11 protein-coding genes are annotated in these 15,680 nt (G+C 56.3%); 9 read left to right on the top strand and 2 right to left on the bottom strand.

All coding sequences use genetic code 11. The annotated features are described in order from the left end of the window. Positions 1 to 15 precede the first annotated feature (15 nt). From KI367_RS13850 to KI367_RS13860, 3 genes are all read left to right on the top strand, one after another. Positions 16 to 1,341 (top strand): extracellular solute-binding protein, encoded by a 1,326-nt coding sequence (locus KI367_RS13850; RefSeq protein ID WP_036707970.1) that lies wholly within the window; start codon positions 16 to 18, stop codon positions 1,339 to 1,341. A gap of 99 nt (positions 1,342 to 1,440) precedes the next feature. Next, complete coding sequence (locus KI367_RS13855) at positions 1,441 to 2,322, top strand: carbohydrate ABC transporter permease (RefSeq protein WP_036707971.1); 882 nt, start codon at positions 1,441 to 1,443, stop codon at positions 2,320 to 2,322. A 49-nt stretch (positions 2,323 to 2,371) separates the two neighbouring features. Continuing rightward, the gene (locus KI367_RS13860; protein ID WP_373316233.1) at positions 2,372 to 3,217 is read left to right on the top strand and encodes a carbohydrate ABC transporter permease; all 846 of its coding nucleotides are present in this window, start codon (positions 2,372 to 2,374) and stop codon (positions 3,215 to 3,217) included. 219 nt (positions 3,218 to 3,436) lie between these two features. Here the strand turns inward: KI367_RS13860 and KI367_RS13865 are convergent, their stop codons facing one another. Continuing rightward, positions 3,437 to 5,044, bottom strand: coding sequence for a glycoside hydrolase family 43 protein (locus tag KI367_RS13865; RefSeq protein ID WP_212950348.1), 1,608 nt, complete (start codon positions 5,042 to 5,044; stop codon positions 3,437 to 3,439). A 189-nt stretch (positions 5,045 to 5,233) separates the two neighbouring features. Here KI367_RS13865 and KI367_RS13870 point away from each other — a divergent pair, with 189 nt between their 5' ends. From KI367_RS13870 to KI367_RS13885, 4 genes are all read left to right on the top strand, one after another. Next, entirely contained in the window at positions 5,234 to 6,115 is an 882-nt protein-coding gene (locus KI367_RS13870; RefSeq protein ID WP_212950350.1) for a helix-turn-helix domain-containing protein, read from the top strand. 399 nt (positions 6,116 to 6,514) lie between these two features. Then, positions 6,515 to 7,774 (top strand): tyrosine--tRNA ligase, encoded by a 1,260-nt coding sequence (gene tyrS / locus KI367_RS13875; protein WP_212950352.1) that lies wholly within the window; start codon positions 6,515 to 6,517, stop codon positions 7,772 to 7,774. A gap of 182 nt (positions 7,775 to 7,956) precedes the next feature. Further along, positions 7,957 to 8,622: a L,D-transpeptidase family protein gene (locus KI367_RS13880; protein ID WP_246536911.1), complete on the top strand. Its 666-nt coding sequence runs from the start codon at positions 7,957 to 7,959 to the stop codon at positions 8,620 to 8,622. A 101-nt stretch (positions 8,623 to 8,723) separates the two neighbouring features. Next, positions 8,724 to 8,930, top strand: coding sequence for a hypothetical protein (locus KI367_RS13885; RefSeq protein WP_036707974.1), 207 nt, complete (start codon positions 8,724 to 8,726; stop codon positions 8,928 to 8,930). A 49-nt stretch (positions 8,931 to 8,979) separates the two neighbouring features. Here the strand turns inward: KI367_RS13885 and pdxR are convergent, their stop codons facing one another. Then, complete coding sequence (gene pdxR / locus KI367_RS13890) at positions 8,980 to 10,443, bottom strand: MocR-like pyridoxine biosynthesis transcription factor PdxR (protein WP_212950356.1); 1,464 nt, start codon at positions 10,441 to 10,443, stop codon at positions 8,980 to 8,982. 568 nt (positions 10,444 to 11,011) lie between these two features. On the opposite strand from pdxR, the gene bioB reads away from it, so the two are divergent. Both bioB and KI367_RS13900 read left to right on the top strand, forming a co-directional pair. Beyond that, positions 11,012 to 12,007 (top strand): biotin synthase BioB, encoded by a 996-nt coding sequence (gene bioB, locus KI367_RS13895; RefSeq protein WP_036707978.1) that lies wholly within the window; start codon positions 11,012 to 11,014, stop codon positions 12,005 to 12,007. A gap of 318 nt (positions 12,008 to 12,325) precedes the next feature. Beyond that, positions 12,326 to 15,562 (top strand): polysaccharide lyase family 8 super-sandwich domain-containing protein, encoded by a 3,237-nt coding sequence (locus tag KI367_RS13900; protein ID WP_212950358.1) that lies wholly within the window; start codon positions 12,326 to 12,328, stop codon positions 15,560 to 15,562. The last annotated feature ends 118 nt before the right edge of the window (positions 15,563 to 15,680 follow it).

Below are 15,680 nucleotides of genomic sequence, written 5' to 3' on the forward strand. Positions count from 1 at the left end.
AAGGGGCTGTGAAAGATGTTCGGTAAAAAATGGGGCGTTTTGCTATTGACGCTGTGCGTCGCGTTGTTTGCGGCCGGCTGCGGCCAAAAGGACGAAGGTTCGAATGCATCCTCCTCCGCAGGCGGCGACAAGGCCGGCGAAAAAGTAACGATCAAGTTTATGCATTTATGGCCTGAAGGCGTATCCGCCGGGCAGAACAAAATCGTCAACCAGATCATAAACGACTATCAAAAAGAGCACCCGAACGTCACGATCAAGCAGGAAGTGCTCGACAACGAGCAGTACAAAAACAAACTGAAAGTGTTGTCCGCTTCCAACGAACTGCCGGACGTCGGCGTAACCTGGGCGGCCGGATTCCTGAAGCCTTACGTCGAAGGCAACCTGTTTGCGCCGGTCGATGACCTGCTGAGCGGCGAGCTGAAGGACAAGTTCGTGGCCGGCACGACCGAAGCTTACGCGATCGACGGCAAAACGTATGCGCTTCCGCTTGAATTCAACATTGCGCCGATCTATTACAACAAAGCGATTTTCAAGAAATACAATCTCGAAGTTCCGCAAACCTACGAGCAATTTAAGGCGGTATCGAAAACGCTTTCCGACAACGGCGTCGCGCCGATCGCGCTCGGCAACAAGGACCGCTGGACCGGATCGCTTTGGTACATGTACCTCGCCGACCGCATTGCCGGGCAAAAAGCGCTTGCGGACGCGATCGCCGGCTCCGGTTCGTTCAAGGACCCGGGTCTCGTGCAGGCGGCCAAGGAAGTGCAGTCGCTGGTAGACAGCAATGCGTTTATCAAGGGCTTTAACGGATTGTCCAACGAGGAAGGCAAATCCGAGTTTTTGAACGGCAAAGCGGCCATGTACCTGATGGGCACGTGGGAACTGCCGAACTATACGACCAATGAAGAGATTCCGAAGGAATTCCGCGACAACGTCGGCTTTTTCAAATTCCCGACGGTGGAAGGCGGCAAAGGCAATATCGACAGCTGGGTGGGCGGCCCGGGCGTAGGCCTGTTCGTATCCCAAAATTCCGAAGTGAAAGAAGAAGCCAAAGCTTTTGTGGAGTATTTCGTGACCAAATGGGGCGAGCAATCGGTCACCGGGGCGGGCGTCATTCCGGCGACCAAAGTGGATACGTCTTCCCTTGATTTGCCTCAATTGTACATCGATCTGTTCAACGAAATGAATAAAGCGAGCAGCATTACCCTGTTTGCGGACGTACAAATGCCGGCCAACGCGGCCGAGACGCATCTGAACAACATTCAGGCGCTGTTCGGCAAAGCCGTCTCCCCTGAGCAATTTTCGGAAGAACATGACAAGGCGATTGCGAAGGGCAACTAACGAGAAGAAGGGTACGGGAGAAGCAAACACGCACTGAATCCGGCCGTCAGGCCGGATCAGTTTTTCCCGGCATCCTCATCCAGAAAGGAGACGGAAGCGATGGACAAGGTCATGTCCAACAAAAAAATGATTGCGCTGTACGTGCTGCCCGCGCTGCTGCTTATATTGGCCATAGTTTATATTCCGATCGTTTTGACCGCTTATTACGGGCTGAACGAGTGGAACGGCATCGGCCGCATGAAGTTCGTCGGGCTGGACAATTACGCGGAGCTGCTTGGGGACCGCACCTTCTGGAACAGCGCCTGGCATTCCCTGCTGCTTGCCGTTTTTTCGTGCGCGAGCCTGCTTGTTTACCTGGCGATCGCGATGGTGCTGGCCGCCCGGATCAAAGGCGCCAACCTGTTCCGGAAAATATATTTGATCCCGATGCTGCTGTCTTCGGTGGCCATTGCGCAGCTGTGGCTGCGGATTTACCATCCGTCGAACGGCATCGTCAACAGCGTGCTGGAGTCGCTTGGTTTTGCCAATCCCCCTGCATGGCTGTCGGAGCCGAAGCTGGTGCTGTTTGCCCTGTTCGTTCCGATTTTGTGGCAGTATGCGGGTTTCTATATTTTGATCTATTACGCCGCCCTCAAAAACATCCCTTCCTCGCTGGAGGAGGCGGCAAAAATTGACGGGGCGAACTCCTGGCAGATCGCCTGGAAAATCAAGCTGCCCCTGGCCATGGAAGTGATCAAGGTGACGATCGTGCTGGCTGCGGTCGGTTCCTTGAAGTATTTCGATTTGATCTACGTCATGACCGACGGCGGACCCAACGGCTCGAGCGAAGTGATGGCGTCCTACATGTATCATACGGCGTTCCGTGCTTATGATTTCGGCTACGGCAGCGCGATCGGCTTTTTCCTGCTGGTCATCTGTCTCGTCGTGACCTGGATCATCCGCAAGCTGACCGCCACGAAAGATACGATTCAATATTCCTAAGGAGGGCCGCTTTATGACGTCCGAAGCTTTGTTGCCGCCTGCCCGGCAGATGTCGCCGAAGTCCAAGACGGGCAAAAAAATCGGTTACGGCGTCTTGTACATCGTATTGACGGCCGTTGCCGCCCTGCAGCTGCTGCCGCTCGTCTGGCTGTTCTTTTTCTCTTTGAAAAACAATCAGGAAGTGTTCAACCTCCCGCCGCTTTCGCTCCCGACCCATTTCCGCTGGGAAAACTACGAAAAGGTATGGAGCGCGGGCAATATCAGCGTTTATTTTCTGAACAGCGTATGGATCACGATCGCCGCGTCGGCCCTGACGATTATGCTGGGAAGCCTCGCGACGTTCGCCATGACGCGGATGAAATGGAAGGGAAGCTCGCTTGTGCTCGGCCTGTTTATGGTGGCGATGATGATTCCCGTCCATTCCACGCTGATTCCGTTGTTCAGCATGTTCAACAAAGCCGGGCTGAACGACAATCCGCTGTCGCTGATTTTGTCCTACGTGGCGTTTAACATGCCGATCACGATCATGATCATGCTCGGTTTTTATTACGCGCTGCCGCGGGAAGTGGAGGAGGCGGGAGTGATGGACGGCTGCTCCGTCAACCGCTTGTTTTTCCGGATCGTGCTGCCGATGACCAGCTCGGTCATTGCCACGACGGGCATCATCAACATGATTTATAACTGGAACGAATTCATTTTCGTCAACACGTTCATCAGCTCGGACTCGTACAAGACGCTGACGGTCGGGGTGCAGAACTTTATCGGCCAGTACACGACCGATTGGGGTTCGATCGGGGCGACGCTGATGATCAGCATTTTGCCGATCCTCGTCATGTTCCTGTTCCTGAGCGACCGGATCGTGGAAGGAATCGCCGCCGGCTCGGTAAAAGGCTAAAAAAACGCAGAGCTTGCCCGAAGACCGGGATCCCGGTCTTCGGGCAAGCTTTTATGCTGCCAAAGGCCAAGCAGCGATAAAACAATCCCTTCCAATACGACTTGGAAGGGATTGTTTTATATTACGGAGGACCGGCGATCAAGGGGAATCGAGGTTCTGCCAAGCAAAAAACGATCTGCCGTAAGGCAGACCGTCTTCGATAAACTCGTTTGGCGCTTCTTACCGCGCGATATAGCTGAAATAATCAAAGTCCGCGTGTTGGCGGCGTCCGGACGTATCCTGGCACTGCATGCCGACGAACGCTCCCGTGAAAAATCCGCCGCCTTGGATGTAGTCGTCCGACAGCTTGGAGGAATCGAGCGTCACCGGAAGCGTCGTCCAATCCTTGCCGTCGAACGAATAGGAGTAACGATAAACGTCATAATCGACGTCGACGCGCAAGTACACGTATTCCGCCTCGTCCGGAATCGCAATTTCCCGGCCTTTCAGAGGCTGGTCGAAGACGAAGTTGTCGCAGGTGACGAGCTCCAAAATGCGGCCTTTCTCCTCGTTCCACGTGATCTGGCAGGACGTCCAGTTTTGCGTATTGTAGTAATTGACGAGCCCCGCGGATTGCTGGAAGGTGTCCGGCCTGAAGGCCACCTTGGTCTCCGCCGTAAACCGGAAGTGCTGCCAGCGCCGCGCCACGTAGGCCTGGGTGAACTTGGACGTCAGCGATTCCCGGCCGTACAGGCGAAGATGTCCGGGCCGGTCGGTCAGCGATAACGTCTCCGGTCCTAACGGAATGCGCAGATTTTGAAAATGCAGGTTCAGCACGCTGCCGTCGAAGTCGTCTTTTTCGGGAACATCCGGCTCCCAAGGCATTTCCGGCATGTCCGGTCCTTCGATCTCCAGGGCGGGGGAGTTGCCGCCAACGACGTAAGGCCAGTCGTTCCGCCATTCCAAACGCTGGATCGCCGTCTCCCTGCCAAGCGGGCAATACCCGCGCGGATCCAGGAGCGGTTGGCCTTCCCGCGGCAGCGGCCTGCCCGTCAGATGGACGAGGAACCATTCATCGGTATGAGTCTGCACGATCGAGGCATGTCCGGCTTTTTGCAGCGGATTCCGCGGCGTGGACCATGAAGAGATGAGCGGATTGTCCGGATGCACTTCGTACGGCCCGCGGAGATGTTTGGATCGGGCGATCGTCGCCTGATGGTCGTAACGGGTGCCGCCTTCGGCCGTCAGCAGGTAGTAGTACCCGTTGATTTTATAAAGATGGGGCGCTTCCGTCAGTTTGATGTCGGTGCCTTTGAAAATGACTTCCCGTTTGCCGACGAGCGTTTGCCGCCCGGCGTCGTATTCCTGCAGCACGATGCCGTAGAAAGGATGATGGCCGACGCGCTGGTCCCACATCATGTTGACGAGGTATTTTTTTCCGTCTTCGTCATGGAACAGCGACGGGTCGAACCCCGAGCTGTTCAAATGGACCGGATCGGACCATTCCCCGTCGATCGTCTCGCACGTGACGAGGTAGTTATGGCAATCTTTCCACTGCCCCTCCGTCACCTTGACGTCGGTGTAAATGAGCCAAAAACGTTCGTCTGCATAAGACAATTGGGGGGCCCAAATGCCGCCCGAATCCGGATTGCCCGTCATGTTAAGCTGGCTGAGCCGGTTAAGCGGTCTGGAAACCAGGCGCCAATGCTTCAAGTCTTTCGAATGGTAAATCCCGACGCCCGGGAACCATTCGAAGGTGGATACGGCAATGTAATAGTCTTCGCCTGCCCGGCAAATGCAAGGATCGGGATTAAAACCGGTAAGGATCGGATTTTGGATGATGGCCATCGTAACACTCCTCTTTCGAAGTCATTACCCATTCCTGTACTTCGGGAACGGGCTTCAATTTATGCTATAATATCTACATCTTATCAATGATATCGGGACGTTCACATATCCATTGCTGGCCGATATTTACCCATTTCGCCCAATCATTTCGAAACAACTGTCAACCTCAATCCCAAGGAGCTGATCGCGATGGAATTCGCCCCCCATCTGATGCGCAAGGAATATATGCTTCCGGATATCGATTCGACCTTCCGCGTGTTTGCCGCCCACTGGCGGACGGTCACCGGCGAATGGAGTTACCCGCTCCACCGGCATCCGCTGTTCGAAGTAAACCTTGTTCTTTCGGGGACCCAGGAAATGAGCGTAAACGGAAGGCAATACACGCAGCAGCCGGGCGACCTCATGCTGCTCAACCCCGGGGACCGGCATGAAAGCCGGGTCGTCGGCGGCGGGGAAATGACGTATTATTGCCTTCACTTCGACGTGGACGAACGGGCCTTTCGCGAGCTGTTATGCCAAAACCGCACCTGCTTTCACGAAGCGGGCAGTCCGCTCGCGGCCGCGATTCGCCCCGCCCTGGACCGGCTGCTGGCGTTAACCTCGGATGAAACGGCGGCTCGCGTGGACTCGCGGATGAGGATCCTGTCCGCTTTGTTCGAGCTGTTTGCGGGCATTAGCGGAACCCTTTCGGAGCAGGAGAGCGGCGCAGCCCACACCCGACACGCCCTGACGGCCTCGCATATCGCGGCTTTGCTCGAACGGGAGGTCGAGCGGACGCTTGACGACGGCGGGCCCGTTCATATGGCGGGCATTGCGTCGATCGCTGCCAAGGTCGGCTACAGCACGTCGGCGATAAACCGGATTTTTACGCAGGCGTACGGCCTTTCGCCGCGGCAGTACATGTCGGCCTTGATGCTGAAGAAGTCCAAGCTGCTTTTGATGGACCCGGAGTTGTCCATCGAGGCCATTTCTTCAAGGCTCGGCTATCACAATATCGCGCATTTCAGCCGGCAGTTTAAGCGCTGGACGGGGGAATCCCCGAGCCGGTTTCGGAGCAGGTATTATAAATAGGGCGCCGCCTGGCCAAGCTAAGGGCATGGTTGACATCAACATGCGATTTCACTATACTGACTGTAATCTTATATGCGATATGCGTTGAAAGAGCCCAGTAGCAAGCTTGGTCCCTGTTCCAGAAAGCCGGGGGTGGTGGAACCCGGCACACACCAAACGCCTGCGAATTACACTCTGGAGCATCCCGGGTAATGCCGGGCGGAGCCGCGAACGATATTTCGCGGATAGAGCGGCATCAACGGCGCGCGGCGTGCGCGAACGGCCATTGGTGCAATGTGGGTGGTAACACGGTTATTCGATCGTCCCTATGTCTGAATAGACAAGGGGCGATTTTTGCTTTTTCAACGCCATCACGATGCGGTATAAGGGCATTTTTGACATTAAGGGAGTGTTTTTGCAGTGAATATTATCGACGAGCTTGAATGGCGCGATGCCATCAATCAGCAGACGGACGCCGAAGGCCTCCGGGAATTGACGAGCCAAAAATCGGTCTCGTTGTACTGCGGGGTGGACCCGACCGGCGACAGCATGCATATCGGCCACTTGATCCCGTTTATGGTGCTGAAGCGGTTCCAGCTTGCCGGCCATCGCCCGGTGATTTTGATCGGCGGGGCCACCGGCACGATCGGCGATCCGAGCGGGCGTCAAACGGAGCGTTCGCTGCAATCGCTGGAACAAGTGCAGGCCAACGTGGACGCGCTGACCGCGCAGCTGAAAAAATTGTTCATGACCGAAGGCGACAATCAAATCCGGTTCGTCAACAACTACGACTGGACGCATCAAATCAACGTCATCGAATTTTTGCGCGATTACGGCAAAAACTTCAGCATCAACGCGATGCTTGCGAAGGATGTCGTGGCCAGCCGGCTTGAAAGCGGCATTTCCTTTACCGAATTTTCGTACCAAATCCTGCAGTCGCTCGATTTCCTCCATCTGTACCGGCATGAGGACGTGCAGCTGCAAATCGGCGGCTCCGACCAATGGGGCAACATCACGAGCGGGCTGGACCTCATCCGCAAAAAGGAAGGGCCCGAAGCGAAAGCGTTCGGCTTGACGATTCCGCTGATGCTCAAAGCCGACGGCACGAAATTCGGCAAAACGGCGGGCGGCGCAATCTGGCTGGATCCGAACAAAACGACGCCGTTCGAGTTCTACCAGTTCTGGGCGAACACCGACGACCGCGACGTCGTGAAATATTTGAAATACTTTACGTTCCTGTCCAAAGAAGAAATCGAGGAGCTCGCGCGCAAGGTCGAAACCGAGCCGCATAAACGCGAAGCCCAAAAAGCGCTGGCCGAAGAGATGACCCGGTTCGTTCACGGCGAGGAGCTGCTGGAGCAGGCCAAGCGCATTACGGCCGCTTTGTTCAGCGGCGACATCAAATCGCTGACCGCCGATGAAATCGAGCAGGGCTTCAAAGAAATGCCGACGTTCGAAGCGGCGAAGGAATCGAAAAACATCGTCGACTGGCTGGTCGATCTGGGCATCGAGCCGTCCAAACGACAGGCGCGCGAGGATATCAACAACGGCGCCATTTCGATGAACGGCGAGCGGGTGACGGACTTGACGCTGGAAGTGACGGCGGATCACGCGATCGGCGGCCGGTTTATCATCATCCGGAAAGGCAAGAAAAACTACAGCCTGGTGAAAATGTCATAGAGCATCTATTTGCGGAAGCTTCCCTTGAAAATCAAGGGGAGCTTTTTGCGTTTTGAGGAGAGGACGCGCCGCCGGGGCTCGCTGCATAAAAAGCCGGATCGGTCGCACACTTAAGACAAGATGATACTATAAAAGTGGTGACCATGTTGCGGCCAAAGATCCATAGATTAGCTGTTCGAATCTTGAAGTTAGGGTTGGCGGTTTGCTGGATAGGGGGCGTTCAAACCGAGTCCGCTTTTGCCGAACCGTCGCTGCCGATCGTTGCGGATGAAGGGGAATTCGCCATCGAGGTTTATCCCGACAAACATCGGCTTATCGTCAAGAAAAAGGGCTTGATCGTCAAGAAATATGCCGTCGCGGTTGGAAACCCCTCCACCCCAACCCCGATCGGAGAATACAAAGTGGTTTACAAAGGAACAAACTGGGGACCGGCTTTCGGCCCCAGATGGCTTGGATTAAACGTTCCTTGGGGCATTTACGGCATTCACGGCACCAATAAAGCCTATTCCATCGGCCAGCACACAAGCCACGGCTGCGTCCGCATGAACAACGCCGACGTGATTCGTTTGTACGACATGATTCCGATCGGGACGAAAGTCACGATTCACGGCCATGTCTTGGGCGAACCGCAACAAAATCCGAGAGACCTCGCCGAAGGCGACGTCGGCGGGGACGTGCAGCTCATCCAATCCCGCCTGAAAAGCGCGGGATACTTTCATGGCGCATGCGACGGAAGGTTCGGCCCCGGGACCACCGCCGCCGTCAAAAGATTCCAGCGCGAACGTCAATGGAGGCAGGACGGCGTCGTTTCGCGGAAAATTTACGAGGAGCTCGGATTGTGGGAGTAAACTGGATGGTTCAAACGGGCGGGTCAATGGATGGTGTCAGGACCCGGCCGTTTGATTATAATGAGACATGTTCAGGTAGGACCCATGGTAGGAGGGGAAAGATGTTCTGGTTATTGGTGATGGCCGTGCTCGTGATGGCGGCCGGTTTTGTCGCAACCATGATGATCGGGCAATCGAAGAGCAATAAAGAAAGCGATCCGAATTATTTCAAGCACACGGGGAAAAAGTGGGGGCGCCTCAGCGGAATTTATGTCGCCTGCATCATCGTGCTTGCCGTCATCATGATTATGGTTGGAACGGGCAAATAATAAAAGGACACATGGAAAAACGGCCGCGCTTCTAGAAGCGCGGCCGTTTTTATTTTGCTTTCTTTACGGTCGGGAACGAATCGGTCAATCCGCGCAGAGCTTCGGCGAATTTCGCGATTCCCGGGCCGATCTCTTCCGCTTTTGCCCGTCCGAACGTGAACCTGACGTACCCCGAATCGGAGCCGTACACGCTGCCCGGCACGAACACGACCCCCTTTTTGATTGCCTCTTCCAGCAGCTTGGCATCGCTCACGCTTGGAACGAGTCGGCACCACAGGTGGATGCCGCCCTGCGGAACATGAAAACGGACGGAATCCGGCAGTTCTTGCTGAAGAGCCTCGACGAGCAGGTCCCGCTTCCGCCGGAGCTGCGTGCGCAAACGATGCAGATGCGGTTCGAAATAAGGCGATTCCAGGAACCGGGCCGCAACCTGCTGCGGTATGACGCTGAGTCCGAAATCCATTTGCTGCCTGGCATCCGCAAGCCGTTCCACGATGGAATGGGGGGCGACCATCCAGCCGACGCGCAGGCCGGCAGCGGCCATTTTGCTAAAAGAGCCGATATGCAGGATCGAGCCGACCCGATCCATGGATTTCAGCGGCGAACGGGGGATGCCTTCATAATCCGTCAAGCTGTAGGGATCGTCCTCCACGATCGGCAGGCCGAGTTCGCTTGCGACTTCCAGCAGCGCCCCGCGCCGGTCGTCCGACAAAAGCGTCCCCGTCGGATTTTGGAAATTCGGGTTGACGAATATCATTTTGATGCGGTGTTTTTTGTGCAGCGAGCGGATCTCCTCCGGCAGGATCCCCTCCTCGTCGGCCGGGAGGCGGACCAGCCGGAGCCCTGCGGACTGGAACATCGGCAGCGAATAGTGATACGACGGATCTTCGATCGCCACCGCGTCCCCGGGAGACAATAAACATTGCGTGATCAAATAAAGCGACTGCTGGGATCCCGAAGTGATCAAAATCGACGATTCCGTCGCCTGGATTCCGCGGTACCGGTCCAGGTACGATGCGACGGCTTGCCTTAAAGGCATATATCCTTGCGGGTGGCCGTACCCCAGGTATGAAGGATAGGGATTAGTTCCCATCAGTTCGGTCATTTCCTCGATCGGCGCCAAATCCGCGGACAACTCTCCGCTGGCAAAATCGATCAGCGCCGGGTTTTGCTGAAGCGCTTCGCGTATGCGCCGCAAAAACGGCAGGTTCGGCAAAAAACTCCCGCCTTCGGCATACCGCTTCCAGTTCGGGGTATGTTTGGGCACGGCCCCCCATTTGAATTTGCTTACCCGCGTCCCGCTCCCCGGCCGGCTTTCGATAATCCCCATGGAGCGAAGCTCGCCGAATGCCAAAATGACGGTGCTACGGTTGACCCCAAGCTGTTCGGCCAGTTTCCTTTCGGACGGAAGCAGGCTCCCCGGAGGAAATTCGCCGTAAGAAATCCGCTGCTCGAGATGATCCGCAATTTGTTCGTAGAGCGGTTTTGGGTTATGTCGGTCGGGCTTCCACATCGTTTTCTCACTTCCTACGGCAAATAATAACTTGTCTTTGCTTATTATCATACCATCTGCCCGCGAAAAATCAGGATGCCTTTTTAACGTAAGGTTGACAATTCTTTGCCCGTTCGGCGGGAGGACGGCGCGCGGCGGTCTTTCTGCGTGGCTGCAGGCTTGGAGCCGAGGCCTTTTTTAGGCATAAAGAGGGGGGACAACCATTCAAAAAATTCGGCATATTCGCTCCACGAAACGGGGGAGGAGGGCTAGAGACATCGGCGCATAGGCGCTTTACAAGAAAATTATGGTTTGATAGAATGGCACTATTCAATTGTTAACCATTGTTAATATAATTGGTTGACGATTTGAAAGGGATCAAGCTGTTCGACGTGAACGGCCGGCGGTCGTCTTGATGCCCGCTTGTCAGCGCCGAAGCCGAGCTTGAAGCGATGACCGGCATCGGCACGGTGAACCATACGGTTCGGACCGCCGCTTATCTTCGGCTGCGCGGCACCGCCCGGAAAACGATCCGGCTGGAACCGGTCAGAGCGGTTTTATCCATAACATGATGAGGGGGATTCATTCCATGAGCATGATTTCGGTCAACCCGTGGCGGGAGCTTGCCCAAAAAGCGCTGAACGGAGAACGGATATCGATGGAGGAGGCTCTGGCGGTGCTCCGATCCGACGACGATGAACTGCTGCCGATCCTGCAGGCGGCTTTTGAGGTGCGAAAGCATTACTACGGAAAAAAAGTGAAGCTGAATATGATCATTAACGCCAAAAGCGGCCTTTGTCCCGAAAATTGCGGGTATTGCTCGCAATCGATCGTATCGACGGCGCCGATCGAAAAATACACCCTCCTGGACAAGGAAACGCTGCTAGCCGGGGCGCGCGAAGCCATGTCGCGCAAGGCGGGAACGTACTGCATCGTCGCTTCCGGCAGAGGCCCGACGGACCGGGAGCTGGATCAGGTGGTCGATGCGGTCAAGGAAATCCGGGAAACGATGCCGCTCAAAATTTGCGCCTGCCTGGGCCTGCTGAAGGAAGGCCAGGCCGAACGCCTTGCGGAGGCGGGCGTGCACCGGTACAACCACAATCTGAATACCAGCCGAACGAACTATCCATCGATTACGACGACGCATACCTACGACCAGCGCGTGGAGACGGTGGAGAAGGTAAAATCTCACGGGATGTCCCCTTGTTCCGGCGTTATTATCGGCATGGGGGAAACCGACGGCGAAATCGCCGAAATGGCGTACGCGCTTCGGGAGCTGGACGCCGATTCGATTCCGGTCAACTTCCTGAATGCCATACCCGGGACTCCGCTGGAAAACGCGGGACGCACGGCGCCGGTCAAAGCGCTCAAGGTGTTGGCGTTATTCCGGTTCATTTGCCCGTCAAAAGAAATCCGCGTCGCCGGGGGGCGCGAGGTCAACCTTCGTTCCCTGCAGCCGCTGGCGTTGTATGCCGCCAATTCGCTTTTTGTCGGCGATTATTTGACGACGGCAGGCCAGGAAGTTACGGCGGATCACCAGATCATCGAGGATTTGGGATTCGAGATCGAGCTGAATGCCCTGTAAAGGCCCGAGTTTCTAACGGATTGGGTCTTCGCAAACGGTTTGCCGAAATGTATAATGTTTACGAGGAGCGGTTCAGCATGCCTGGAGGCGTTGCTGCAACGTACGATATTCTTTGGATGCAAGCGGCGGCCGACCGAAAAAACGGCTTCACCGGGGGTTCACGACTTTGTTCGGCGGATCCCCGGTTTATACATACAACATTTGAAAACGGTTACAAGTCCCTTTTTGATGACGGCCGCCGGCTCATGAATGCTCGATTGCGCTTCTGCTCCATGCTCCCATTGTCTTTCAAAAATTGAATCGGCGGGGTGAACGTTAGTGAGGAAAATCAGTGTACTTTTGGCTGTCAGCATGTTTTTGTTTTTATTTTCTCCCGGGAATTTCGGGGCATCGGATCAAAAAGCGCGGGCCGGGACGGCCAACTTGCTGGCCAACGGTGGTTTTGAGCAGACGGCCTCCACGCCGGACGCCAGCTGGAGCGGCGTGACCAGCCCGGCTCCGGCCTATTGGGCATTATGGATACCGACGGGAAGCGGCAAAGCCCCGAACCAGACCGCACGCGTGTACTTGGATTCAACCACGCGCCATGAAGGCATGCAGTCGATCGCCTTCGACGCGTTCGAAACGAGCAGGATATCCGTCAACCAAAAAGTGACGAACATTGCCGCGGGGAAATCCTACAAATTAAGCATGTGGGTGAAAACGGAGAACGTGATCGGCACCGGGGCCTACTTCAGGACGCAGTTTTACAATACAAGCAAAGTCGGGGACGGGCCGGCTTCGGCCAAGCTGCTGGGCACCAACGATTGGACGCTGCAGCAGGTCTACATGACCATTCCCGCAGGCGTGACGAAGCTGGTCATCGAACCGTTTCTCGAGACCGGAACGGGGAAGGTCTGGTTCGACGGCGTTGTTTTGGAGGAATATGACGGGATCACGGGGCTGGCGCTGGATCAAATTGCCGTATCGATGGGGGTCGGGGAATCCTTGACGCTTGGATTGACGATGACGCCGGCCGATGCGGCGGATCAAACGGTCGTCTGGAGTTCAAGCAACCCGGATGCGGTTGCCGTGGATTCCGCGGGGAAACTTTCGGCGATCGCGGCCGGTACGGCAACGATCACGGCAGCCACGCCGGACGGAAGCGTCAAAGCGCAATGCCTGGTGAACGTCGAATCGGCCGAAACAGCCGAAGCTTACCGCCAATTGCGGTTCAAATGGGTTGAAAAATTAACGGGCGGTTCCGGGAACCTTGGCGGTGACCCGAACGTAAGGGAGGCCGTCGCCAGCATCGACGACAGCGTTTCGAATGACGCCGGCAGCGGGTATTTGGATCTTTTGAACCAAACGGAAGGCCGGACCTATTTGTGGAACGACTTGAAGAGCCCGACGGACTCGGCGCAAATTTCAAGCGCCTACGGCAGAATCCGGACGATGGCCGTCGCTTATTCCACGCCAAGCTCCAGGCTTTACCATAACGCCGGATTAAGGGACGCGATCGTCGGCGCTTTGGACTGGATGTACGCAAACCGTTACAACGAGAGGAAAAGCGCCTACGGGAACTGGTGGGATTGGGAGATCGGCGCCCCGCAAATTTTGAACGATGCCGTCGCGCTGATGTACGACGAGCTGACGCCGCAGCAAATCGCCAATTACATGAAGGCTGTCGATGCGTTTGATCCCGATCCGAAAAAAGGCACCGTGCTGGGCGTCAAAGGTACAAACATGACCGGCGCCAATTTGCTGGACAAAGCGCTTGTCGTCACCGTTCGCGGAGTCATCGGCAAAAACAGCGCGAAAATCACGCTCGGCCGGGATGCCATCGGACCGGAATTTGCTTACGCGAGCCATGGGGACGGGGTGTACAAGGACGGATCGCTCGTTCAGCACTCGAATATCGCTTACACCGCGGGATACGGGGCCGTCTGGCTCAGCCGCGCCGCCGACATGACGTACCTGTTGAACGGATCGCCGTGGCCGGTGACGGATCCGAACGTAAACAACGTATACCGCTGGGTAACGGATACGTTCGAGCCCGTTATTTATAAAGGGTTGTACATGGACATGGTGAACGGCAGGGGGATATCCCGGGAAGGATCGGGCAGCGCCCGCGGCACGATCGTCACGCTTCTGCGGCTTGCCGAAGGGGCGCCGGCGGACGTCGCCGCCTCCATCAAAAGCATGGCCAAGGAATGGATCAGCAAAGACACGACGTATGCCGACTATTACGCCGGTTTGCCCGTCTACGACTTGATCCTTGTGAAGCAGCTGATGAACGATGCGGCGGTTCAGCCGCGCGGCGAACTGGTCAAAAGCCGGGTGTTTGCCGGCATGGACCGCGTCGCGCATTTGCGGGAGGGGTACGGGTTCGGGCTGAGCCTGTTTTCCAACCGCATCTCCGCATTCGAAAAAGGAAACAACGAAAACTTGAAAGGCTGGTATACGGGAATCGGCATGACCTACGTCTATGACCGGGACCTGAAGCAATTCCGGGACGGCTTTTGGCCGACCGTGAACTCGTTCCGCCTCCCCGGCACGACGACGGACGGATCGGGAGAAGGGATGATCCCCGGAGAATGGAAAAGCTACATGAACACCAAAACATGGGTCGGCGGGACCTCGATCGACGGCCTTTACAGCGCGGCCGGCATGGATTTTTCCCTGTCGCAGGTCACGGGAAGCAGCCTTACGGGGAAAAAGTCGTGGTTCATGTTCGACGACGAAATCGTCGCGCTGGGCGCGGGGATCACGAGCACGACGGCCGGACCCAAACCGGTCGAAACGATCGTCGACAACCGAAAGCTAAACGCGGCCGGCGACAACGCGCTTACGGTCAACGGCGCAAGGCAGCCGGACGGCCTCGACTGGTCCGAAACGCTTAGCGGCGTCAAATGGGCGCATCTTGCGGGCAACGTGCCGGGTTCGGACATGGGCTATTATTTCCCCGGCGCCCCGCAGCTTTACGCTTTGCGCGAATCCCGAACGGGATCATGGAGCCAAATCAACAGCGGCCAGTCCAAAACGCCGATCACTCGTAATTACTTCAGCCTGGCGTTCGAACATGGAACGAAACCCGCGAACGCGAGTTATGCCTATGTCCTGCTCCCCGGCAAAGACGCCGCCGCCACGGCAGCGTACAGCAGCAATCCTCAGGTCGAAATCATGAGCAATACGGCCGAGCTGCAGGCCGTCAAGCAAAAAAGGCTCGGCATGACCGCAGCCAACTTCTGGGTCCCGGGGACGATCGGTACGATCACCGCCAAAAATCCGGCGTCGGTCATGCTGAAGCAGACCGGCGGAGAGATTACACTGGCCTTGTCGGACCCGACCCAGCAGCAGAGCACGATCACGGTCGAGCTTCGCCAAGCCGGCCTTTCGCCGGTCGCGAAAGACGACTCGGTTCAGGTGGCGCAAAATGGCGGCATAACAACCATCGTGGCGGATGTGAAGGGCTCCATCGGACGAACGCATACCGTGACGTTCCAAAACGTGTTGCCCTCCGCGGGCAGCCATCGGTATTCGGGGCATGAATGGCCTGCCGGCAAGGAAAATTAACGGCCGATCCCCAAAAATTTTGCGCTTGCGGACGGGATCGATGCAGGGGGCGACAGCCCAAAATCAGCCGGTATTTGGGTAGACGAATATCACGATTTCCATCCATGCGCATATCCTG

It is taken from the genome of Paenibacillus cookii (assembly GCF_018333375.1).
Lineage (GTDB): Bacteria > Bacillota > Bacilli > Paenibacillales > Paenibacillaceae > Paenibacillus_AQ > Paenibacillus_AQ cookii.

Coding starts and splice junctions, on each gene's coding strand:
- KI367_RS13850 (WP_036707970.1), top strand. CDS start 16: ATGTTCGGTAAAAAATGGGGCGTTTTGCTATTGACGCTGTGCGTCGCG.
- KI367_RS13855 (WP_036707971.1), top strand. CDS start 1,441: ATGGACAAGGTCATGTCCAACAAAAAAATGATTGCGCTGTACGTGCTG.
- KI367_RS13860 (WP_373316233.1), top strand. CDS start 2,372: ATGTCGCCGAAGTCCAAGACGGGCAAAAAAATCGGTTACGGCGTCTTG.
- KI367_RS13865 (WP_212950348.1), bottom strand. CDS start 5,044: ATGGCCATCATCCAAAATCCGATCCTTACCGGTTTTAATCCCGATCCT.
- KI367_RS13870 (WP_212950350.1), top strand. CDS start 5,234: ATGGAATTCGCCCCCCATCTGATGCGCAAGGAATATATGCTTCCGGAT.
- KI367_RS13885 (WP_036707974.1), top strand. CDS start 8,724: ATGTTCTGGTTATTGGTGATGGCCGTGCTCGTGATGGCGGCCGGTTTT.
- pdxR (WP_212950356.1), bottom strand. CDS start 10,443: ATGTGGAAGCCCGACCGACATAACCCAAAACCGCTCTACGAACAAATT.
- bioB (WP_036707978.1), top strand. CDS start 11,012: ATGAGCATGATTTCGGTCAACCCGTGGCGGGAGCTTGCCCAAAAAGCG.